Genomic DNA, 21,535 nt, shown 5'->3' with positions numbered 1-21,535 from the left:
TGCATAAACATAAAGTAAAGGGTATTATATAAAGGAGTGCGAACAGGGTGATATATAATATTATGTATGAAAATGGTCGTCTACAAGTTGGAACAAGCTCAGAAGTACTAGAAATTATTCGTGAGATTAGGCAGAAGAGTAAAAATAAGAAGGCTACTTGCATAAATATAGGGACTACTCTCTATAATTTGGACTTATGGCTTTTACCCATTAAAAATTTGGCTTTTCTTTTCTTTGAATCAAGGCGTAAAGAAAACAGTAAGGCAAAGGGCAAGTTAAATTCCATTGATGAGGCCATACAAAATACGGAATATATTATGAAGAATAATGGCTTGGCACAAAATGAAGAATGGCATAGCTGTAGCTAAGAATATGAAATAATGCGCAGAGCTAGGAACAAAGAAAGAGGAAAATAAATGAACTATATTGATGAAATTACAGCATATAAGCCTGTAAATGAGCAAGAAGCAGCAGAGAAAAGAGTTATCTTACAATATATTAAGGACTACCCATATAACATACTGCTAAGAGAAAATGAGTTAGGGCACCTTACAAGCTCAGGTTTTATCATGAATAAAACATTAGACAAGGTACTTATGGTACATCATAATATATATCAAACATGGGCATGGACAGGTGGGCATGCAGATGGAGATGATGACTTACTTTATGTAGCACTCAAAGAAGCAAGAGAAGAGACTGGCGTACAAAATATCGAGCCACTCATGCCAGAAATGGCAAGCCTTGATATCCTGCCAGTATGGGGCCATGTAAAAAAAGGCGCTTATGTACCAACACATATGCACCTCTCAGTAGCCTACATCCTTATAGCAGATGAAAACGAACAGCTCCACATCAACGAAGCCGAAAATAGTGGTGTCAAATGGCTCACACTAGATGAGATTGCAACCCACTGCAACGAACCACAAATCGTAGAAATCTACAAAAAACTCATCAAAAAAGCCCACCAACACGCAGCTTCAAAGGCATTATAAAAAACAAACCTTAAAATAGCATAATAAAAAAAGCCTCACGAAATTATTCATAATTTCGTGAGGCTTTTTTTATAAAGTAGTTTTTATAAAGTAGCAAGGCTACCTTTCTCCAGGGAATAAGTTAATGAGTTAACTTTTCTTTTCCACCTCTTCGCCAAAGTTGCCCAAAAAGGGTATCGATTAAAAGTTGGTGATTGGGTGAGGTGTAGCCAGTACCTCACCCAATCACCAACGGACCTTAGTCGATATCTTTTTTTGTCACCCGACCTTAAAGATACTTTAAAAGTCACGCCCACCACCGCCAAAAGTACCACCACCACTAGAGGTATGTGTAGAGCTTCCACCACCAAATCCGTCGCCACCGGAATTGGAATCATCTCTAATGCGGACTTTAGTAGTATGTGTATGCACGAACATATCTTTTTTATCTGTATAATGCACAGAACTTCGATCTGGTGCAATAACAGGTTGTGTAAATCGTGGATGTGTATAGCTATGACAAATTGCAAAGTAAGTAATCATAGAAACTATAAATGCAATAAGTGTAGCAATTCCACCTCTTAATAGATAATCTTCCATTGCAAGTGGCGCTCTAGGAAGAGATGTTTTTTCAGTAGTCGTACTAGGTATAGGATTGGAAACAATAGCTTCCACTTGTTTTAAGAAGATTTTACCTACGTTATAGTATTCACCCGCTCTTAGTTCATCATAAAACTTATCAATAACAAGTTGAATACGTGCATCCGTAAAATATGAAATATCTGTGCCCGAAGTAGAGATATGCACGCGACGATTATCCATATCAATGAGGAGTAAAACACCTGTCTTATCATTATGTCCAAAACCAAAGTTCTCGAAGAAATCATCTGCATAGGCTTGAGTAGCTTTGCCTTCAGCATCATCTGTAGTTAAGATATAAATATTTTGATTATAAGTTTGTTCGATTTCATTAATTTTGATTTCAAGACCTTCAATTTCATCTCCTGTTAAAAGAGAAGCATAATCAAAAACCCTTTGTGAACTAGTCTTTTTAGTTGTTTGTGCTGCAAATAAAGTAGGCACAAACATTGTAAAACATAATAATAAACAGAAAAAATTGATTAAAAAGCTACGTGATTTTCTCATATGAATATCCCCCCTATAAAGCAAACAATGAATGTAATTAGGAAGATAAGGACAGAGAATTTGAATACCTTAGCTTTATCTAGGGGCAGTCGCCCATAGAGTTTACCAGTTTGCCCATTCATAGCAAACATATAAGTTTCCCCTTTATAAAGGTAAGTAAGCATCCATACAGGCATTAATGTGTAATGAAAACGTGTTTTATGAAGTCGTACGTGTGAGCCGTTGACAATGACACTAGAATAACCATGAATAGATTCACGAAGTGTAACCGTAACGGCTTTTTCAACACGTTTTTTGATTTCAGGATAAACAGCATCTTTATCTACATCATACTTTTCGGCTAAGAAACCAGAAAGGTATGAGTGAGAGTAGTCCGTTAGCTCGTTAAAGTTAAAAGGGCCAATACTATCCATGACCTGATCATCAGCTTTACTTGAAGCATCATGAGCAATATGATTAAACGCCATGTTTGCTTCACGATAAATAGCATATTCATCTGTCTTGGTATAACGGTAATCTCCAGAAATCCAAGAAGAACTTCTTGTGGCACGTGCGCTTAAGTTACCGGAGGTATCACAATCTACAAGCCAATAAGGAATGTAGAGACCAGCCATTTTTTCTAGTTGCGAAGGTGATGAAAAATCATTAGGTAAGAATTTTTTCTTTTTACGCCAAGCCATGAAAGCTTCTTGGGCACGGTCCCGGCTGAGTTTAAACGGAATGACTTTAGAAGGTCTAAATTCCCCTTCAAGTTGCTTAGAAAACACGACAGGGTTATGACAGTAGCAACAAATCATAGCAGATGTAGTTTCATCTGTAATGATTTCGGCACCGCAACTTGGGCAAGTATAAAGTAAAGATGGTTCACCATCTTGCTTTTTATCTGTATCATCACTAGCATCTTCAATAATTTCTTTAGCATCTTCAGAGTGAACTGCTTTAGTTGAAAGTTTTTCTAGTTCTTCATTTGTAAATGTACTGAGGCAAAAATCGCATTTTGACATTTGACTATCAGGGTCAAAGTTTAAATGCCCACCACAGTTAGGGCATTTATAGGTAATAACAGACAAATGATAACCTCCTTCAATAAGCTCATTAGTATTTATAAATGAGCAAGCTTTAAATATTAAAAGAAGTATATCACACCTGTCTATAATTGTGAATAATAGGATAAAAGATTTACTATTATTGTAAATTTCAAGTAATAATGTGAGTCGGATTATAGATTTCACATTTATAAATTTTAGTTATTCATAGTCTTTAGCAATGTGACATCATTGGGAGAAAACAACTTACGTACATGTATATTTTAAGGCTTTAGTTGGTTTCACTATATCTTTCAGCAATAAGAATCCATACAAATTTATTTTGCTTTTTAAAAGAAACTTTAAAGCCAACATCTTCAAGTATTTGTTTAAGTACATCATGGGTTGTATAGAACTCAGTTTTTAAATCATTTGCAAGAGCTGTAGCACCTTTATCTAAGCTTTCTTTAAGAAGTTGTTCACCTACTTTAGGTGTCTCATACATAGTGTCCGTAATGATGATTTTGCCTCTAGAAGTAAGCTTGGTTACAAGGAATTTGACAGATTTGGCTTTTTCATCATCTGAAAGGTGATGGAAAGCATAACTAGAAATAATGGCATCAATGCTATGGTCAGGGATAGGCAATGTTAAGAAGCTGCCATTTTGAACAGGAATAAGAGGATATTTAGAGGAAGCAATTTGTCGCATCTTAAGATTAGGTTCAATAGCTGTGACTTCATATCCTTTTTTTGCAGCAGTAATACTTAAATTACCTGTACCACTACCAATATCCAAAACGGTAGCACCGCTAGGTAAGTTAATAGCATCCACTGTAGCTTCAAGAATGCCTTCATAGTTTTCAAATACCTCATAGTACTCACCTTTTTTAGCAAATACAGATTCATCATAATGGGTTGCCCAGTTATCAAAAAGATCGTTAAACCTAAAGTCAGATAGATTCATATCAAAGTTATAAAGGTTTTGACTAAAGTAGCGATCGCTACGATCAGGGAAGATAGTTACAATATTAAATGGTTTAGAAGAAGGAGTAGGATGTTTAGCATGTAATTTATAAGCTTGCTTCATGGCAGCAGCTAAGGCTGCACCAGAAGAAGAACCGACAAGGACACCTTCTTTTTTACCTAGAAGTTGAACATAATAAAAAGCTTCTTCATCAGAAATTTTTTCTACTTCATCAATATAATGCCTATCAAAGATAGAAGGGATAAAGTGATTACCAATACCTTCGATATGATAAGTTCCTTCTTCACCACCACCTAAAATAGAGCCTATAGGGTCAGCAAGAACGATTTTGATATTAGGATTTTGAGCCTTTAAATAAGAAGCAATACCAATAAGTGTGCCACCTGAACCAGCCCCAGCAACCAGAACATCAATCTGTCCATCTAAGGCCTCGTAGATTTCCTTACCGGTTTGTTTATGAGCTGCTAAATTAGCAGGATTATCAAATTGCTTTGCCATGAAGGAATTTGGAATTTGCTCAGAGAGTTCTTTAGCCTTTTTAACTGCTCCCTCGATACCTTCTTCAGTAGGCGTTACGATGAGTTGTGCACCTAAGGCTTGCATTAAAATTTGCTTTTCAACAGCAAATTTAGCAGGAACAACTAACTTAAGGTGATAGCCTTTTTCAAAAGCAGCTAATGCAAGGCCAATGCCAGTATTACCGGCAGTGGCTTCAATAATGGTATAACCAGGTTTGAGTAAACCTTGTTTTTCAGCTGTTTCAATAATTTTGAGCCCCACGCGGTCTTTCACACTACCGCCAGGATTAAAGTATTCAAGTTTACCAAATATATGAATGTCTTCACTAGGAGAAATATTATTAAGTTTTAAAAGAGGGGTATGCCCAACAAGTTCACGAATATCATTAATATACTGCATAATTGCACCATCCTTTCGATTACCCAAATTGAGTTTATGAAAAATCATTTATAGGAGAAAAACTTATTAAAACAAAATTATTGGAGTGCTTGTTTAAGGTCTTCTATAAGGTCATCCGCACTTTCAATACCTACAGATAGACGAAGCAAACTATCCTTAATTCCTAATTTTTCTCTTTGCGCTACAGGAATAGAAGCATGTGTCATCGCTGCAGGTAAGCAGATAAGACTTTCAACGCCACCTAAACTTTCAGCTAGGGCAATGAGTTTTACATTATTAATAAGTTTTTTAGCACGTTCAGCTGTATCCAATTCGAAGGAAATCATAGCACCTATATTAGGATAATAGATGCGTTTGACTTCAGGTAAAGTTTGCAGAAGGGCAACGATTTTCTGCGCATTTTCTTGAGCTCTATCTAGACGAACAGCTAACGTTTTAATGCCTCTCATAAGTAACCAGCTATCTTGAGGTCCAAGGATGGCACCAACAGCATTTTGTAAAAAGCCAATACGTTCTTTAAGTTCATTGGTTGTAACAACTACTAAACCGGCCACTACATCACTATGACCACCTAAATATTTCGTAGCACTATGAACGACAATATCAATGCCAGATTTAATAGGACGTTGTAAGTAAGGTGTTAAAAAGGTGTTATCAACTACTGTTAGTAAGCCATGAAGTTTAGCAAGTAAACTAATAGCAGATAGGTCTGTTAATTTCATCAGTGGATTGGTTGGTGTTTCAATGAAAATAGCTTTGCTATTAGGTGTAATAGCTGATTTTACTTCATCTAGATTAGAAGTATCAACCAAAGTATACGTAAGTCCTAAATTAACAAAAACTTTATCAACTACTCTAAAGGTACCCCCATACACATTATCAGAGATTAAAATATGATCTCCCGCTTTAAAAAGCATAAGTACAGTTGATAAAGCAGCTAAACCTGAAGCAAAGGCGAAACCAGCAACACCTCCCTCAAGTTCTGCAATAAGTTTTTCAAGGGCATGCCTTGTAGGATTACCTGTTCTAGAATATTCATAGCCCTTATGATGTCCTAAACTACTTTGCCTAAAAGTAGAGGTTTGATAAATAGGAACACTAACAGCACCAGTTGTGGCATCCTCGGATATACCCCCATGGACGAGTTTAGAATTAAAGTTCATGATAAATCCCCCTTTATAAATAATAATAGTTAGAATTGTTGTTGAATTTAGATATATTATATGCTCAATTTAAATCAAAGTAAATATATTTTTTTAGTAGGGATTTAAAAATTTAAGAAGAGGGCTTGTAAAAGGTATTTAAAAGCTCAGTTGAAGTAATGGGGGTACAAGCTTTAAAGGACTTAGAGAGACAGGGGAGGTTAAAGTGAGGTATATGGAAGTGTTTAAGGTTATTAAGTAGAGGTAAATAGATGGCGTGATTACTAGACCAAGTCGTAACAAAGGCAGGCTCTAGATTCAGTGTAGGATCTTTAGCTAAGCCGGCATAAGTGTAACCTGCTCGGATTGAAGTTGAAGTAAGTGGTGCTAAAAAGAAAGCGCTAAATGAGAATAATGGATTATTACTGTTTGCAGTAAGCCTAGCAATAAGAGCAGTTAATCGTGCAAGTGCATCCATAGCTATTTTATTTTGCTTGGAGTAGATAATGGTTGTATTATCCGTAAGATTAGTAGCATCCATTTTTGACTCTGAGTTTCCCTCAGAACAACCATTAGTATTACAGTTAGCAGTAGCGTGAGAAGTACCTTGATTAGTGCTAGCTGCATGATTGAAAGTCGTGCTTATATTAACTGTACGGCAACTATCGCCTAAGGGGACTGAAGTAGAGGGGGAAATGTTAGTATAGGCAGCTGCACTAGAACCGTGGCTACAGTTATCTGTATTTGTACAAGACTTACTACAGCTTGAACTCTGATTGGTTGCAAGTGTACAAGATTTATTGTGAGCTACTCCTTTAAAACAGTTAAGATTTGCTTGCTGAAATTGAGATAAGGTATTAAAGAGGCAGGTTAATGTATCAAGTAAATCTTCATTTTCGCAAAGGCCCATAGGATTTGCAAGAAATAGAGCAACATAATTTTCAGAAGTAAGAAGTGCGGTAAGATGCTGAAGGATAGGAGAAATAGTAGAATCGGTATTATTAGGAATGACAATGGTAGAAGTAATAGCCGAGAAATTATCTGGATCTAATAGGTCAGATAATAAGTTCTTAGAATCTTGCTGGCTAAAGGATGTTATTTCACTATCTGGAAAAGTAGCAAGAAAGCCTTGAACAAAAATTTCACTACTTATTGTGGTAGAGTCTGCAACATCTAACCCCACATAAAAGTTAAGCGTACCATTGGTATTTTCTAAAATGAAACCAATAGTTGTCGTAAGTGTAGCAAGTGCATTGAAAACATAAGTGAAAAAGTTAGAAGTAGTTGAGGCAGAAAATTTATTTATTTTAAAGAGCAAGATAGAGTCTTGCTCGTCAGTACAATGGCATAAGGTTGCACAATTTAGATTGTTTAAGTAATCTTTTTGAACGAAGTAATTATATTGTTTAAGTGCTGAGGAAAGTTGATGTTCAAAAGGATGTTTGAGCATAATTATCAGTCCTTTAAGATAAATGACTACTTATAATATATGCAATATGGAAAAAATTGTAACCCGGTGAGGCATAGAGGATGATGATGAGTACAAAAAATAAAAAATATTAAAATATTATTGACTTTATAAAAAATTATATATATACTACTAAACATATTAAAAAACTCGGTAATAGCAAGAGATTCTTATTTAGAGAGGCAAAGGGACTGGCCCGACGAAGCCCAGCAACCTGAATAATAAAAAATTATTTAAGGTGCTAATTCCAGCAAACTCATAGGTGGGTTTGACAGATAAGAAGGTAAAGTATCACTTTAATGAAAGCTGCTTTCTTATCTTAAGAAGGCAGCTTTTTGTATTTTCTTTAAGAAAATACTGAGTATACAGTGAGGAGGAAATTATAATGTTAGAGCTTAGTCATAGATTAGATGGATTTCAGGAGTCAACAATTAGGAAGATGACACGTATTGCAAATCAGTATGAGGCAATTAATTTAGCACAAGGTTTCCCAGACTTTGATCCGCCTAAAGAAATAATTGAAGAATTACAACGTGCAGCAATAGAAGGGCCCCATCAATATGCGGTAACTTGGGGGGCACAAGATTTTAGAGAAGCATTAGCCAAAAAGCAAGAACACTTTATGGGGATTAAAATTGATCCAAATGAAAATATTGTTGTAACTTGTGGAAGTACAGAAGCAATGATGACTGCAATGATGTCCATTTGTGAGGTGGGAGATAAGGTTGCTATTTTCTCACCATTTTATGAGAACTATGCAGCAGATACCATCTTATGTGGTGCACAGCCAATTTATATTCCACTCAAGCCACCGACATTTGATTTTGACAGAGATGCCTTAGAAGATGCTTTTAAGGCTGGGGCTAAGGCACTTATTCTCTGTAATCCATCTAATCCTATAGGCAAGGTGTTTACAGAAGAAGAACTTTTAGACATTGCAAAAATTGTGGAGAAATATGATGCCTATGTTATTACAGATGAAGTATATGAACATATTGTTTATGCACCATATAGACATATTTATTTTGCAGCATTACCAGGAATGTTTGAACGTACCATTTCTTGTAGTTCGCTTTCGAAAACTTATTCAATCACAGGTTGGCGACTTGGTTATGTGATAGCACCTAAGCAAATTATTGACCAATGTAAAAAGGTACATGACTTTTTAACAGTAGGAGCAGCAGCACCACTTCAAAGAGCTGCGGCAATAGGACTTAAATTTGAAGATGACTATTATGAGGAACTCACTAGAATTTATACCGAAAAGAGAGAGTTGTTTTTAAAAGGCTTAGATAGCATAGGGCTTCGTTATTTCAAACCAGAAGGTGCGTATTATGTCATGGTAGATATTGAAGAGTTTGGCATGGCATCTGATAACGAATTTGCTGAAAGGCTTATAAAAGAAGTAGGTGTAGCAGGCGTACCAGGATCTAGTTTCTTTAAAGAAGATGTCAATCGTTATATCCGTTTCCATTATGCGAAGAAACCAGAAACATTAGAAAGCGCATTAGGGAGATTGCAACATATTAGAAAACACTTTTAAGGAGGGGAGCTTATGATTAGATTTGAAAATGTTAGCGTCACATTTAAGCAAAAAGATGGGGAGTTTGTAGCAGTAAAAGATGTTTCACTTCATATTGAAGCAGGAGATATTTATGGCATTGTAGGTGGCAGTGGTGCTGGAAAAAGTACATTAGTTAGAACAATTAATGGTTTGCAGAAACCTACAATTGGTCATATCTTCGTAGATAATGAAGATGTTACAGCATTAAATAATAGCCAAATTAGAGAGCTGCGTAAAAAGGTAGGGATGATTTTTCAGCACTTTAATTTAGTTTCTAGAAAAACAGTAGGGCAAAATATAGAGCTTGCACTTAAAGTACAAGAGTACCCTAAGGAAAAACGTAAGGCACGCATTGAAGAATTACTTGAATTGGTGGGGTTAAAGGATAAAATCAATGCTTACCCAGCTAGTTTAAGTGGTGGGCAAAAACAACGTGTGGGGATTGCGAGGGCATTAGCAACAAATCCTAAAATTCTACTTTGTGATGAAGCAACATCTGCACTTGATGCACAGACAACTGTGGAAATTGTGGATATCTTAAAGCAAATAAATAAGTCATTGGGGATTACTATTGTTTTCATCACACATCAAATGGAAGTCGCCAAAAATTTATTTACTAAAGTAGCAGTAATGAGTCATGGTGAAATTATTGAAAAAGGGACAACTTATGAAGTCTTTGCCAATCCTAAAGCAGAACTTACAAAGAAATTAGTTAAAACACAATTAGATATTCCAGAAGAAATTATTTCACAAACTCAAGGCAAAATCATCAAGCTTATTTACAAAGGAGATAAAAGCATTGAACCCATTATTGCCTATGCCAGCAAAAACTATGAGGTGGTTTTAAATATTTTACATGGGCGTATTGAATACATCATGGAAAGACCAATTGGCACATTAGTTGTTAGTATTACAGGGGAAAATAATGCTGTAGATGAGGCACTTAGATATATTCGGTCTAACACTGAAGATATAGAAATCATTAGAGAAAAGGGGAGTGAAGTCGCATGAATTTAAATGAGTTAATTGAAGCATTATGGATTGCAACCAAGGAAACTAGTTTGATGGTGGGTATCTCAATGGTTATTGCCATAGTAGCAGGGACCTTATTAGGACTTGTTTTATATATTACAGCTTCACCACTTTTGCACCCCAATAAAACAATCAATGCAATTTCAGGTTTAGTGATTAATGTTATTCGTTCAATACCTTTTATTATTTTATTAGTTTTACTGTATCCTTTAACCAACTTAATACTAGGTACAACCATTGGTGCAACAGCTGTAACAGTGCCTTTAACTGTAGCAGCCATAGCCTTTTTAGCACGATTAGTGGAAGGGGCTTTTGCAGAAATAGACAAAGGGGTTATAGAAGCATCGCTAGCTATGGGGGCTAGTTTGAAGGATATTGTATTTGATGTACTTTTAGTTGAAGCATTACCTGGCATTATTAGAGCTATTACAGTTACGCTAATTAGCATTATAGGCTACTCATCAATGGCAGGAACTGTTGGTGGCGGCGGTATTGGAGATCTCGCAATTCGTTATGGTTATCAACGCTATCAAACGGATGTACTTGTGATTACAGTGGTATTATTAGTCGTTGTTGTGCAACTGATTCAAGTAATCGGTGAAAAGATTGCTGTAAGTGTAAGTAAAAAATAGAAAAGTGAATGAAATATGGGGGGATAAGTATGAGAAAAAATTTAATTTATAAATTAGGATTATTAGCAGTAGTAGGCTTTGGAATTTTAACAGGATGCGGAGCACAAAGTGTAAGTAGTGACAATGCAACAAATAGTGATGCTGCCACTGTTACCAATCATACAGGAGACAGCAAGGATACAATCAAATTTGGAACTTGCCCTGGCCCTTATGGTGATATGATCAAGTACGCCATTAAACCAGGACTTGAGGAAAAAGGATATAAGGTTGAAATTATTGAGTTTAGTGATTATGTACAGCCTAATTTAGCATTAGGAAAAGGTGAAGTAGATGCCAATATGTTTCAACATAGTATATACCTTGAGAATTTTAAAACTGAGCATAGCTTAGAATTAAGTAACTTAATTAATATCCCAACAGTAGGGCTAGGCATTTATTCAAATAAATATACAGATCTCTCACAGGTAGAAACAGGTGCGACTTTGACTGTACCTAATGATGTAACCAACTTAAGACGTGCATTAAAGGAAGCACAAAATGCAGGTTTATTAACTATTGATGAAACTGTAGATGTTACAAGTTTTAGTGAAAAAAATATAAAGGATAATCCACTCAACTTAACGATTACACCAGTAGAGGCCGCTCAGCTTCCAAGAACATTACAAAGCTCAGATTTAGCAGCTATACCAGGTAATTATGCGCTATCAGCAGGAATCGATTTAGATTCAGCTATTTACAAAGAGGTATTAGCAGAAGAAATGAAGAATGTTATTGCTGTTCAAACGAAGGATATAGATAGCCAATTCGTAAAAGACATTTTAGAGGTTGTACAGTCAGAAGGTTTTAAAGATGTCATTGAGAGCAGTGATTATGAGTTTAGCAGTTTCCAAAAGCCGGATTGGTATACACAAAAATGGCAGATACAATAAATATTATAAAACTTATAAAAATAGTTTGAAATGTATTGACAATTTTAAAATCTAGGAATATACTTCTAAACATATAAGATAACTAGGAATTAAAAATGAATAAAACTATTTCTTATCTAGAGAGGCTGAGGGACTGGCCCTGTGAAGCCCGGCAACCAGAATTATAGACGTATAATTCAAAGGTGCTAATTCCTACAAATCAGTTATAAAAACATAAATGATTTGAGAGATGAGAGAGCATATCTGATATTTAGAAACTGCTTTCTTATCAAAGAAAGTAGTTTTTTCTTTTATTCCTTAAAAAAGACTGACTATATGAATTGGAGGGATTTTTTATGAGTAAAAAATATTGGAACGAAGAAATCGAAACTATATCAAGAGAAGAATTAGAAGTTTATCAGCTCAAACAACTTAAATCACAAATAACAGAAGCTTACGAGCATTCACCTTATTATAAAAAGCGTTTTGAAGCAGCCGGGGTGACACCTAATGACCTTCAAACATTAGAGGATCTTCGTAAATTTCCTATTTTAACGAAACATGATGTACGTGAAAGGCAAGATGCAGCACCTATTATTGGAGATTTGTGTGTAAGACCAGAAAAAGATGTAGTATTTATTTCATCTTCTAGTGGTTCAACAGGTGCCCCTACTGCAAGTCCATTTAGTAAAAGAGATTTTGATGAATTCCAAGATGTAGAGAGTAGATTGTTTTGGCAGGCTGGTATGAGACCAGAGGATCGCTACATTCATGCTTTAAACTTTTCACTTTTTGTAGGAGGGCCTGACGTATTAGGTGCTCAAAATCTTGGGGCTTTATGTATTTGGGCAGGAACTCTTCCAGCAGAACGTTTATTATTCATTATTCAGCAGTATCAGCCAACAGTCATTTGGACCACACCTTCTTATGCATGGTATTTAGGGGAAACAGCTAAGCAAAAGGGAATCAATCCAGCTACAGATTTAGCCATTAATCGAATTATTGTAGCAGGTGAACCGGGAGGCTCTATCCCAGCAACAAGGGAAGCTATTGAGGACCTTTGGGATGCAGAAGTCTTTGACTTCTATGGGATTTCAGATATCTTTGGTGCTTGTGGTGCGCAATGTGAGGCGCATGATGGCATTCATATTGCCGAAGATCATGTTTATGTTGAAGTAGTAGATGAACATACTGGATTACCTGTTAAAGAAGGTGAAAGAGGTGAAATGCTTCTGACAACACTTCGTAAAGAAATTAGGCCAATGATTCGTTTTAGAACAGGGGATATCGTGACTTATACTAATGAAAAATGTGCATGCGGTCGTACTTTAAAACGTATTAAAGTCGTAGGACGTATTGATGATATGTTTATAGCTGGTGGTGTAAATGTATTTCCAAGTGACATTGAGCATGTTATTCGTAAGTTTGATACTTTAACAGGAGAATATCGTGTGAATATTATAGAAGATAAACACATCACGAAATTTACAGTAGAAGTAGAAAGACGAGAGGGCGTAGATGTTGCTGAAGATATTATAAGAGAGCAAGTAGCTTATGAAATCAAAATGAAATTAGGCGTTAAACCTAAAGAAGTTATTGTTTTAGAAGAGGGAGAATTACCAAGAGCAACGCACAAAGCGAAACGTTTGGTAGATTTAAGAGAAGGAGCATAAGTAATGATAGAAATTATATTTTTAGGAAGAGGTGGGCAAGGAGCCTTTACCTCTTCCAGAATATTGGGTATTGCAGCAAGCCTATATGAGAAGAAGTATAGTTTAAGTTTCCCAAGCTTTGGCCCAGAACGAAGAGGTGCACCTGTATTTGCTTATACAAAGATTAGTGAGGCACCTATTCGTGATAGGAGTCAAAGTGTAAAGGCAGATTACTTCGTAGTATTAGATGAAAGTTTATATACCCCTAATCTACTTGAACGTCTTAAGGAAAATGGGAAACTCTTATTAAATACAGAGACACCAGAAAAGTACAGCATACTTCAAGATGGAAGTACGAACGAAAAGCTCATTACATTTGATGCCTTGCCAGTAGCACAAAAGTATTTGGGAAGACCGATTACAAATACCACTATGTTAGCAGCTCTAGTGAGCCATAGTGAATTAGTTACTCTAGAAAGCTTAAAGGCAGCAGTACATTATGACTTAGCACCTAAAATTGCTGAGAAAAATGAGCGACTTATTACTTACTTTGAAACGATTAAATCCTTTGAGAAAGGGGGCAAACAAGATGAATAGACCTGAGGTAAACAAAGATTTTAAGATAAATAGTATCAAAGATTTACCTTGCGGCACTTATGGTGAAGCCATGCTGCTTACAGAAACTATGGAAGGTTGGCGAAGTGAAAGGCCTGTGATTCATCAGGAAAAATGTAGTCATTGTAACTGGTGCTATATGGTTTGTCCTGAGGGGGTTATTTATAAAGAAGGAAATGAAATGAAAATTGATTATAGATTTTGCAAAGGCTGTGGCATTTGTCAAAAGGAATGTAAGAAGGGTTGCATTGAGCTTGTGCTAGAGGGGGAGAAGGCGAATGACTAATACATTAGAAAACAAAAAAAACTATCAATTTGTATCAGGAGATGAAGCAGTAGCCATTGGTGTAAAATTAGCGAAACCATTAGTTGTGGCAGCTTATCCTATTACACCTCAAACCATTGTTGTAGAACGCTTAGCTGAGATGGTGGAACGTGGGGAATTAAAAGCAGAATATATGTATGTGGAGTCAGAGCATTCAGCTTTATCAGCAGTCATGGGGGCAAGTGTGATGGGGGCAAGAACTTTTACAGCTACATCTTCTCAAGGACTACTTTATATGGCTGAAGTTTTACATTATGCCAGCGGCGGACGTGTCCCTTTAGTTATGATGAATGCCAACCGAAGTGTAGCATTACCTTGGAGTATATTTGGGGATCAGCGTGATTCCCTTTCTTTATTAGATAGTGGTTGGATTCAGGCATATGTCGAGAATGCACAAGAAAGTTTAGATATGACTTTAACGGTCTATGCATTAGCTGAAAATCCAGAGGTTCTAACGCCTGTTATGATTAACTTAGATGGGTTTGTTTTAACCCATACTTATGAAGGGATTGAAGTACCTACAGAAGAACAGGTGGCTGAATTTTTACCACCATTTGAATTAGCCCATAAAATGGATTTAAAGGCACCTAAGAATTTATTTTTCACTTCTTCACCCCAATATAACTTAAGCTTTAAATATCAACAGCAACAAGCTATGCTGAAGGCAAAGGAAATCATTGAAGTTTTAGATAAGGCTTATGGAGAAATCACAGGTAGAAGCTATGGTGGTTTAATTGAAGCTTACAAGTGTGAAGGTGCGGAACGTGTCATTGTTACATTAGGAAGCATTACAGGCCTTGTAAGAGATAGCGTAGATGAATTAAGAAGCCAAGGGGAAAAGGTAGGATTACTTAAAATTCGTTATATGAGGCCTTTCCCAGGGAATGAGATTGCAGCAGTTTTAGAGAAAATCAAAGGAGTAGCTGTACTTGAAAAAGATATATCCTTTGGGGCACAAGGAACTGTATTTACTAATGTTGCCTCAGCACTTCAGGGACAAGAAACAAAGTTATTTAACTACGTAGGCGGACTAGGTGGCAAAGATATTAAAAAGGAAGAAGTCCTACAAATTTTTGAAGATTTAAAAGAGGCAGTTCAAAAGGATATTAAACCTAGTTATGAACAACGGGTGAAATATATAGGATTGGAGGGATAAACATGGCAGTGGTATTAGATGAAAAAGAATATTTTTATGGGCATAAAGGCTGTGCTGGGTGCGGGGGGGCATTAGCAGTACGTTTGGCACTAAAGACATTAGGTGAAAATACATTTGTCGTTGTACCGGCTGGATGTATGTCAGCTGTTGGCTTTGTTTATCCGCAGCTTTGCTTTGGAGTGAATGCACTTATTTCACCTTTTGCAAGTACAGGGGCAATGCTTTCGGGTGTATCAGTAGCAGCTAAGGCATTAGGACTTAAAGATGTTAATGTAGTAGGCTTTGCAGGAGATGGTGGTACAGCGGATATTGGGCTTCAAGCCTTATCTGGAGCAATTGATCGTGATGATAAGATTATTTATATTTGCTATGATAATGAAGCTTATATGAATACAGGGATTCAGCAAAGTTCTCTGACACCTTATGGCACGAAGACAACGACATCACCGGCAGGGGAACATATACATGGAAGTACCAATGTTAAAAAGGATATGTTTGATATTGTAGCAGCCCATAAAATTAAATATGCGGCCACAGCTAGCATTGGCAATATTCCAGATTATATCCGCAAGGTAGAGAAGGCTAGCAAAATACAAGGTGCTTCTTATATTCATGTGGCAGCGCCTTGTCCTACAGGTTGGGGGATTAGTAGTAGTGAGACAATTGCTATTGCAAGGGAAGCTATTGAATGTGGTTTATGGTATTTAGCTGAGTATGAAAACGACCAGTATACTTTAAATAAAACAGTAAAAAACTTTTCAAGTATAGAAGATTATCTTAAAAAGCAAGCACGTTTTAAACATTTAACAGCAGAGGATATTAGTATTATTACAGCACAAAGAGATCGTAAATGGGAAGAATTAGAACGCCGTATTCATAGAGAGCATATTTAATAAGAAGAATAGTTTAGAGATAGTTAATGAGGCTTTATCAGTTTTAGTGATGTCATTTTAATATTCTTATAGCCATGTGCTATAATAAATTTAAGGAAAGAACATACTTAATGAAGAATAAGAATATGGCTAATGCCATATTCTAGACTCAAATTATGAGTGTGAAGTAGGAAGGTTAAAAAGTGAGCTTTCCTACTCTATAATATATGAATATAAAAGGATGAAGATATGAGACAGGAAGTAAAGCTTAAGATAAAGCCAGCATTTGCAAGAGAAATTAAACAAGGCTATCCATTAATTGCAAAGGATGCGATTCAAAACATCGATGCCTTAAAGACAGAGGATGTCATTATCAATTTATTTGATGAAAAAAATAAATTTATGGCAAAGGGTTACTATGGTAGACAAAATAAAGGCTATGGTTGGGTGCTGAGCTATAAAGAAAATGAGAAAATCGACCAAAGTTTCTTTGCTAAAAAGATTAAAGCAGCCATTGCTTATCGTAAAGACTTATATGAAAGTACTGAAACGACAGCTTTCCGTGTATTTAATGGGGAAGGTGATGGCGTAGGTGGCTTAACTATCGATTATTTCGCAGGATATTACCTCGTGACTTGGTATAGTGAAGGTATTTATAGCTTCAAGGAAGACATTATCAATGCTTTACTTGAAGTTGCTGAAGTTAAAGGTATTTATCAAAAGAAACGTTTTGATACAGATGGCAAATATATCGAAGACCATGATTATGTCATGGGTGAGGTGCCAGAATGGCCACTTATTGTGAAAGAAAGCGGGCAACAGTTCGCTATCTACTTAGATGATGGGGCTATGGTAGGCATTTTCTTAGACCAAAGAGATGTTAGAAAACGTATTCGTGACCACTATGCGAAAGGAAAAACTGTTTTGAATACATTTTCTTATACAGGTGGCTTTTCGGTATTTGCAGCAGCAGGTGGTGCAACTAAGACCACTAGCGTTGACCTTGCAAATCGCAGTTTAAGTAAGACAAGAGAGCAGTTTAGTGTCAATGATATTGACTATACAACACAGGATATTATCGTAGAAGATGTTTTTAAATACTTTAAGTATGCAGTCAAAAAAGAACTTAAGTTTGATATGGTTGTTTTAGACCCACCAAGTTTTGCACGTTCTAAGAAATTTACTTTTAGTGCCTCTAAAGATTATACAAACTTGCTTAAAGAAGTTATCGCCATTACAGAAAATGAAGGTGTTATTGTAGCATCAACCAACTGTAGTGCCTTTAATATGAAAAAGTTTAAAACTTTCATTGATACGGCCTTTAAACAAATGGGACATCGTTATAGTATATTAGAAGAATATAGTTTACCAAAAGATTTTAAAACTATTGATAGCTTTAAAGAAGGAGACTATCTTAAAGTTGTATTTATTAAAAAACATTAGAGTTTAGGGACATGGGAGTGCTGGTCGCCGCCTTTTTTTAGTCATTGTGTGGCATGGACGAGCTGGAGAAAAGAATGTAGTACAGTAAGAAATATTAGGGTTTCAGTTTTATCTATGAAAGATTATATTGATGAAAGTATGAGTGAATTATGCCATAGAGGAAAAGGAGATAATAAGATGGGAAGAATACCTACTAGAGAAGAAGCATGGGAATTATTGAATAAATATAATAAAGATGAATTTCATCTGTATCATGGCAAGACTGTAGAGGGTGTTATGCGTTATTTCGCTAAAGAATTAGGTTATGGTGATCAAGAAGATTTTTGGGGGATAGTAGGATTACTTCATGACTTAGATTTTGAGCAGTACCCGGATGCACATTGTATTAAAAGTCAAGAAATCATGAAAGAAGAAGGCATTGATGAGCGTATCATTCATGCTACATCAAGTCATGGTTATGCCTTAACGGTAGACATTAAACCTGAACATGAGATGGAGAAGGTACTTTATGCAGTAGATGAATTAACGGGACTTATTGGAGCGGTAGCACTTATGAGGCCTTCTAAAAGTGTATCAGATTTAGAGCTTAAATCCGTTAAAAAGAAGTATAAAAATGCTAAATTTGCAGCAGGTTGCTCAAGAGAAGTTATTGAGCGTGGGGCAGAAATGCTCGGCTGGGAATTAGATGATTTAATAGAAAGAACAATATTAGTCATGCGTACTTGTGTGGCGTAAGAAAGCGGCGACTATTGCACAGGAGTGCGAGTCGCCGTTTTTGTATGTAGTAGGCATGGATAAGTTGAAGTGTATCATTTTCCATCGCCCTCCCTGCGGTCGAAGTCGAGCTAAAATGATATACTTCAACTTATCCACACCCGATGAGGTGTAAGAGCGGCGACGGGCGAGGCACTCCTGAGCAAAAGGCTGTTGGGGAGAAAAAAGAATAGGAGAGGGCTTGGGTGGTGGCATTATTTTTGGTTTGGGGCATAAATTTTAAGGTGTATTTAAAAAAGGGAGTTGACTTTATCGCTTTAGCATACTAAAATGTTTAAGTAACAGTTAACGAAAAATATCAAATAGGAGGAAATATATTATGAAATTACAAAAATTATGCAAAAGATTAGTAGCTTTTTCTATGATGAGTGTAGTGGCATTTAGTTTAGTAGGTTGCGGTGGGGATAATGCAGCTGAATCTAATAGTGCAGATGTACAAGAAACGCCAGCGACTAGTGAGACAGCATCTAGTGATGTAGCGGCTACAGGTGAAAGTACATTAAGTAAAGATACATTAGTAGTTGGTCTTGATGATGCATTCCCTCCAATGGGATTTAGAGATGAGAATGGGGATATCGTAGGTTTTGATATTGATCTTGCAGGTGCATTAGGGGAAAAGATTGGCAAGGAAATTACTTTCCAAACAATTGATTGGAGTATGAAAGAAGCAGAATTAAACTCAGGAAACATTGATTTCATTTGGAACGGTTATAGCATTAGTGATGAAAGAAAAGAGCAAGTTGATTTCAGTGTACCTTATTTAAAAAATAAACAAATCATCATTACTTTAGCAGATTCACCTATTAATTCAAAAGCTGATTTGGCTGGTAAGACAGTAGGGGCGCAATCAGGTTCAACAGCTGTAGATGCCGTAGAGGGAGAACCAGAAGTACTTGAAACATTTAAAGATGGCAAACTTGTAACATATGAAACAAATAATGATGTATTAATGGATCTTGAAGCGGGACGCGTAGATGCAGTAGTAGCTGATGAGATTTTAGTAAGATATTACATAAGCAAAAAAGGTGAAGAGAAATTTAAAATCCTTTCAGAGGACTTTGGTGAAGAAGAATATGGTATTGGTATGAGAAAAGGTGATACTGAATTAGTTGATGCTGTAAATAAAGCTTATGAAGAACTTAAAGCGGATGGTACTACAGCAGAAATCTCTAATAAATGGTTTGGAGAGGATATCACTGAGTAAGAGATAAAAAGAGAGAGGAAAAGAGGAGGAAATTGGTGTGGACACGGTAGTAACTCAAATATGGGCTAAAATAACAGATATAGCTAGTTATACACAGATGATGATGCCACAGGTTATAGAAGGACTTGGGGTGACGCTGCAAGTATTTTTATTAACTTTGGTATTATCTATTCCCTTGGGGATATTAGTGGCGTTATGTCGTTTATCTAAGATTAAATTGTTAAGTTGGATTACAGAGTGTTATACACTGATTATGAGAGGAACTCCTCTTTTACTTCAAATTGTATTTATCTTCTTCGGCTTTCCAATTATCGGTATTAAAATTGCACGTATGCCTTCTGTTATACTAGCGTTTACTTTAAACTATGGGGCATATTTCGCAGAAATTTTTAGAGCAGGGATTAATTCTATTGATGAAGGACAATATGAAGGTGCAGAAGTGTTGGGCTTATCTAAAGTAGATACGTTCTTTAGAATTATTTTGCCACAAGCATTAAAGCGCGTTTTACCACCTGTTGGGAATGAAGTAATTAACCTTGTGAAGGATACAGCTTTAGTTTATGCAGTAGGCTTTGATGATTTATTAAAAATCGGAAAGACAGCGACGAATAGGGATGCTACATTATTACCACTTGTAATTGTGGCACTTGTATATTTACTTTTAATCTTTGTGATTACGAAGATTATGGCATACATTGAGAAAAGATACGATTACTACAGATAGGAGGCTCTTACATGTTAAAGGTAGAAGGATTATATAAAAGTTATGGAAAAACACAAGTTTTAAAAGGTGCAAACCTACATGTGAAGCCAGGTGAAATTGTAGTTGTTGTAGGTGCCTCAGGCGGTGGTAAAACGACGTTTCTTAGAAGTGTAAATTACTTAGAAAAATGTCAAAAAGGAAGCATTCAAATTGCAGGAGAGTATTTGCTTAAGGGTGGGGTATATGCTTCAAAGGATAAAATTAAGGAACTACGCCGAAATGTTGGGCTTGTTTTTCAAGGGTTTAATTTATTCCCACATAAAAATGTTTTGGAGAATTTAATAGAAGCACCTATTCGTGTGCTTAAACAATCACCAGAAGAAGCTAAGGGAGCAGCTATGGAAATCCTAAGTTTCTTGGACTTAGAAGATAAAGCAGCTAGTTATCCTTGTGAACTTTCTGGTGGACAGAAGCAACGTGTAGCAATTGGGCGTGCTTTAGCGCTTAAACCAAAGCTTATGTGTTTTGATGAACCAACTTCAGCACTTGACCCAACTTTAACAGGTGAGGTTGCTAAGGTAATTAAGAGTTTAAGCGGCGAAGGAATGTCGATGCTTATCATTACACATGATATGGAATTTGCAAAACAAGTAGCAGACCGCATTGTATCTATGGAAAATGGCATAATTTTAGAAGAACATATTTATGCTAAAAATAATGAGTAAAGCAAGCTATAGATTTCACATCTATAAATTTTAGTTATTCATTGTTTTGAGTCATGTGAAATCATTGAGAGAAACCTATATACCTACATGTATATTTCAAGTTTTTAGTTGGTTTGGCTATATAAGAAGAAAAGTTAATAAGATATTTTAAGGTGATGTCACAAAATGATGATGAGGTGGCATCATCGTTTTTTTGTGAAAATTATCTTATGTGAAGTGTATTTTATAGGGAGACTATATTTTATAGGGGGACTATATTTGCACAGGGAGGC

General features: G+C 36.1%; 21 protein-coding genes and 2 riboswitches. Of the genes, 16 read left to right on the top strand and 5 right to left on the bottom strand.

The genetic code is table 11. From position 1 onward, the window contains the following. Positions 1 to 47: 47 nt before the first annotated feature. Together AC1VAQ_RS08555 and AC1VAQ_RS08550 are read left to right on the top strand one after the other, a co-directional pair. Positions 48 to 368 (top strand): hypothetical protein, encoded by a 321-nt coding sequence (locus AC1VAQ_RS08555; protein WP_302598049.1) that lies wholly within the window; start codon positions 48 to 50, stop codon positions 366 to 368. 48 nt (positions 369 to 416) lie between these two features. Continuing rightward, complete coding sequence (locus tag AC1VAQ_RS08550; protein WP_302598048.1) at positions 417 to 995, top strand: NUDIX hydrolase; 579 nt, start codon at positions 417 to 419, stop codon at positions 993 to 995. Between the two features lie 279 nt (positions 996 to 1,274). On the opposite strand, the gene AC1VAQ_RS08545 is transcribed toward AC1VAQ_RS08550, so the two are convergent. The 5 genes from AC1VAQ_RS08545 to AC1VAQ_RS08525 form a co-directional block, all read right to left on the bottom strand. Next, entirely contained in the window at positions 1,275 to 2,120 is an 846-nt protein-coding gene (locus AC1VAQ_RS08545) for a TPM domain-containing protein (RefSeq protein ID WP_302598047.1), read from the bottom strand. Further along, positions 2,117 to 3,190, bottom strand: a complete 1,074-nt coding sequence (locus AC1VAQ_RS08540; RefSeq protein ID WP_303244060.1) for a TFIIB-type zinc ribbon-containing protein — start codon at positions 3,188 to 3,190, stop codon at positions 2,117 to 2,119. The genes AC1VAQ_RS08545 and AC1VAQ_RS08540 overlap by 4 nt, the downstream gene beginning before the upstream one ends. A 247-nt stretch (positions 3,191 to 3,437) precedes the next feature. Further along, complete coding sequence (locus tag AC1VAQ_RS08535; protein ID WP_303244061.1) at positions 3,438 to 5,048, bottom strand: pyridoxal-phosphate dependent enzyme; 1,611 nt, start codon at positions 5,046 to 5,048, stop codon at positions 3,438 to 3,440. A gap of 77 nt (positions 5,049 to 5,125) precedes the next feature. Next, positions 5,126 to 6,211 carry a trans-sulfuration enzyme family protein gene (locus AC1VAQ_RS08530; RefSeq protein WP_302598042.1) on the bottom strand — a complete coding sequence of 362 codons (1,086 nt, stop codon included), beginning with the start codon at positions 6,209 to 6,211 and terminating at the stop codon, positions 5,126 to 5,128. A 112-nt stretch (positions 6,212 to 6,323) separates the two neighbouring features. Beyond that, positions 6,324 to 7,640, bottom strand: coding sequence for a hypothetical protein (locus tag AC1VAQ_RS08525; protein ID WP_302598041.1), 1,317 nt, complete (start codon positions 7,638 to 7,640; stop codon positions 6,324 to 6,326). Positions 7,641 to 7,825: 185 nt separating this feature from the next. Continuing rightward, a riboswitch (SAM riboswitch) is annotated at positions 7,826 to 7,940 on the top strand. A gap of 103 nt (positions 7,941 to 8,043) precedes the next feature. Between AC1VAQ_RS08525 and AC1VAQ_RS08520 the strand changes: the two genes are divergently transcribed. The 14 genes from AC1VAQ_RS08520 (at position 8,044) to AC1VAQ_RS08455 (ending at position 21,263) form a co-directional block, all read left to right on the top strand. After that, positions 8,044 to 9,201 carry a pyridoxal phosphate-dependent aminotransferase gene (locus tag AC1VAQ_RS08520; RefSeq protein ID WP_302598040.1) on the top strand — a complete coding sequence of 386 codons (1,158 nt, stop codon included), beginning with the start codon at positions 8,044 to 8,046 and terminating at the stop codon, positions 9,199 to 9,201. A 12-nt stretch (positions 9,202 to 9,213) separates the two neighbouring features. Then, positions 9,214 to 10,233 (top strand): methionine ABC transporter ATP-binding protein, encoded by a 1,020-nt coding sequence (locus AC1VAQ_RS08515; protein ID WP_302598039.1) that lies wholly within the window; start codon positions 9,214 to 9,216, stop codon positions 10,231 to 10,233. Beyond that, a complete protein-coding gene (locus tag AC1VAQ_RS08510; protein ID WP_302598038.1) occupies positions 10,230 to 10,886 on the top strand; it encodes a methionine ABC transporter permease in 657 nt (218 codons plus the stop codon). The genes AC1VAQ_RS08515 and AC1VAQ_RS08510 overlap by 4 nt, the downstream gene beginning before the upstream one ends. A 29-nt stretch (positions 10,887 to 10,915) precedes the next feature. Beyond that, positions 10,916 to 11,815 (top strand): MetQ/NlpA family ABC transporter substrate-binding protein, encoded by a 900-nt coding sequence (locus AC1VAQ_RS08505; protein WP_303244062.1) that lies wholly within the window; start codon positions 10,916 to 10,918, stop codon positions 11,813 to 11,815. Between the two features lie 109 nt (positions 11,816 to 11,924). Beyond that, a riboswitch (SAM riboswitch) is annotated at positions 11,925 to 12,051 on the top strand. Positions 12,052 to 12,150: 99 nt separating this feature from the next. Next, the gene (locus AC1VAQ_RS08500) at positions 12,151 to 13,467 is read left to right on the top strand and encodes a phenylacetate--CoA ligase family protein (RefSeq protein WP_479903797.1); all 1,317 of its coding nucleotides are present in this window, start codon (positions 12,151 to 12,153) and stop codon (positions 13,465 to 13,467) included. Between the two features lie 3 nt (positions 13,468 to 13,470). Next, positions 13,471 to 14,043 carry a 2-oxoacid:acceptor oxidoreductase family protein gene (locus AC1VAQ_RS08495; RefSeq protein ID WP_303244063.1) on the top strand — a complete coding sequence of 191 codons (573 nt, stop codon included), beginning with the start codon at positions 13,471 to 13,473 and terminating at the stop codon, positions 14,041 to 14,043. Then, positions 14,036 to 14,347: a 4Fe-4S binding protein gene (locus tag AC1VAQ_RS08490; protein WP_302598033.1), complete on the top strand. Its 312-nt coding sequence runs from the start codon at positions 14,036 to 14,038 to the stop codon at positions 14,345 to 14,347. Before AC1VAQ_RS08495 ends, AC1VAQ_RS08490 begins: the two co-directional genes overlap by 8 nt. Beyond that, on the top strand, positions 14,340 to 15,542 hold the full coding sequence (gene porA, locus AC1VAQ_RS08485; RefSeq protein WP_303244064.1) for a pyruvate ferredoxin oxidoreductase: 1,203 nt from the start codon (positions 14,340 to 14,342) through the stop codon (positions 15,540 to 15,542). The genes AC1VAQ_RS08490 and porA overlap by 8 nt, the downstream gene beginning before the upstream one ends. A 2-nt stretch (positions 15,543 to 15,544) precedes the next feature. Beyond that, complete coding sequence (locus AC1VAQ_RS08480) at positions 15,545 to 16,435, top strand: thiamine pyrophosphate-dependent enzyme (protein WP_302598031.1); 891 nt, start codon at positions 15,545 to 15,547, stop codon at positions 16,433 to 16,435. Positions 16,436 to 16,663: 228 nt separating this feature from the next. Further along, positions 16,664 to 17,857: a class I SAM-dependent rRNA methyltransferase gene (locus AC1VAQ_RS08475; RefSeq protein WP_302598030.1), complete on the top strand. Its 1,194-nt coding sequence runs from the start codon at positions 16,664 to 16,666 to the stop codon at positions 17,855 to 17,857. A gap of 177 nt (positions 17,858 to 18,034) precedes the next feature. After that, entirely contained in the window at positions 18,035 to 18,592 is a 558-nt protein-coding gene (locus AC1VAQ_RS08470; protein WP_479903806.1) for a hydrolase, read from the top strand. A gap of 358 nt (positions 18,593 to 18,950) precedes the next feature. Then, complete coding sequence (locus AC1VAQ_RS08465) at positions 18,951 to 19,835, top strand: amino acid ABC transporter substrate-binding protein (RefSeq protein ID WP_479903796.1); 885 nt, start codon at positions 18,951 to 18,953, stop codon at positions 19,833 to 19,835. Between the two features lie 37 nt (positions 19,836 to 19,872). Continuing rightward, positions 19,873 to 20,559 (top strand): amino acid ABC transporter permease, encoded by a 687-nt coding sequence (locus AC1VAQ_RS08460; RefSeq protein WP_330697563.1) that lies wholly within the window; start codon positions 19,873 to 19,875, stop codon positions 20,557 to 20,559. 11 nt (positions 20,560 to 20,570) lie between these two features. After that, positions 20,571 to 21,263, top strand: coding sequence for an amino acid ABC transporter ATP-binding protein (locus tag AC1VAQ_RS08455; RefSeq protein ID WP_479903795.1), 693 nt, complete (start codon positions 20,571 to 20,573; stop codon positions 21,261 to 21,263). Positions 21,264 to 21,535: the final 272 nt, after the last annotated feature.

The organism is Cellulosilyticum sp., from assembly GCF_982396655.1.
The sequence above is the reverse complement of the archived record's forward strand: the minus strand, read 5'-3'. Positions and strand labels throughout refer to the sequence as shown.

Coding starts and splice junctions, on each gene's coding strand:
- AC1VAQ_RS08550 (WP_302598048.1), top strand. CDS start 417: ATGAACTATATTGATGAAATTACAGCATATAAGCCTGTAAATGAGCAA.
- AC1VAQ_RS08545 (WP_302598047.1), bottom strand. CDS start 2,120: ATGAGAAAATCACGTAGCTTTTTAATCAATTTTTTCTGTTTATTATTA.
- AC1VAQ_RS08535 (WP_303244061.1), bottom strand. CDS start 5,048: ATGCAGTATATTAATGATATTCGTGAACTTGTTGGGCATACCCCTCTT.
- AC1VAQ_RS08530 (WP_302598042.1), bottom strand. CDS start 6,211: ATGAACTTTAATTCTAAACTCGTCCATGGGGGTATATCCGAGGATGCC.
- AC1VAQ_RS08525 (WP_302598041.1), bottom strand. CDS start 7,640: ATGCTCAAACATCCTTTTGAACATCAACTTTCCTCAGCACTTAAACAA.
- AC1VAQ_RS08520 (WP_302598040.1), top strand. CDS start 8,044: ATGTTAGAGCTTAGTCATAGATTAGATGGATTTCAGGAGTCAACAATT.
- AC1VAQ_RS08515 (WP_302598039.1), top strand. CDS start 9,214: ATGATTAGATTTGAAAATGTTAGCGTCACATTTAAGCAAAAAGATGGG.
- AC1VAQ_RS08510 (WP_302598038.1), top strand. CDS start 10,230: ATGAATTTAAATGAGTTAATTGAAGCATTATGGATTGCAACCAAGGAA.
- AC1VAQ_RS08505 (WP_303244062.1), top strand. CDS start 10,916: ATGAGAAAAAATTTAATTTATAAATTAGGATTATTAGCAGTAGTAGGC.
- AC1VAQ_RS08500 (WP_479903797.1), top strand. CDS start 12,151: ATGAGTAAAAAATATTGGAACGAAGAAATCGAAACTATATCAAGAGAA.
- AC1VAQ_RS08495 (WP_303244063.1), top strand. CDS start 13,471: ATGATAGAAATTATATTTTTAGGAAGAGGTGGGCAAGGAGCCTTTACC.
- AC1VAQ_RS08490 (WP_302598033.1), top strand. CDS start 14,036: ATGAATAGACCTGAGGTAAACAAAGATTTTAAGATAAATAGTATCAAA.
- porA (WP_303244064.1), top strand. CDS start 14,340: ATGACTAATACATTAGAAAACAAAAAAAACTATCAATTTGTATCAGGA.
- AC1VAQ_RS08480 (WP_302598031.1), top strand. CDS start 15,545: ATGGCAGTGGTATTAGATGAAAAAGAATATTTTTATGGGCATAAAGGC.
- AC1VAQ_RS08475 (WP_302598030.1), top strand. CDS start 16,664: ATGAGACAGGAAGTAAAGCTTAAGATAAAGCCAGCATTTGCAAGAGAA.
- AC1VAQ_RS08470 (WP_479903806.1), top strand. CDS start 18,035: ATGGGAAGAATACCTACTAGAGAAGAAGCATGGGAATTATTGAATAAA.
- AC1VAQ_RS08465 (WP_479903796.1), top strand. CDS start 18,951: ATGAAATTACAAAAATTATGCAAAAGATTAGTAGCTTTTTCTATGATG.
- AC1VAQ_RS08455 (WP_479903795.1), top strand. CDS start 20,571: ATGTTAAAGGTAGAAGGATTATATAAAAGTTATGGAAAAACACAAGTT.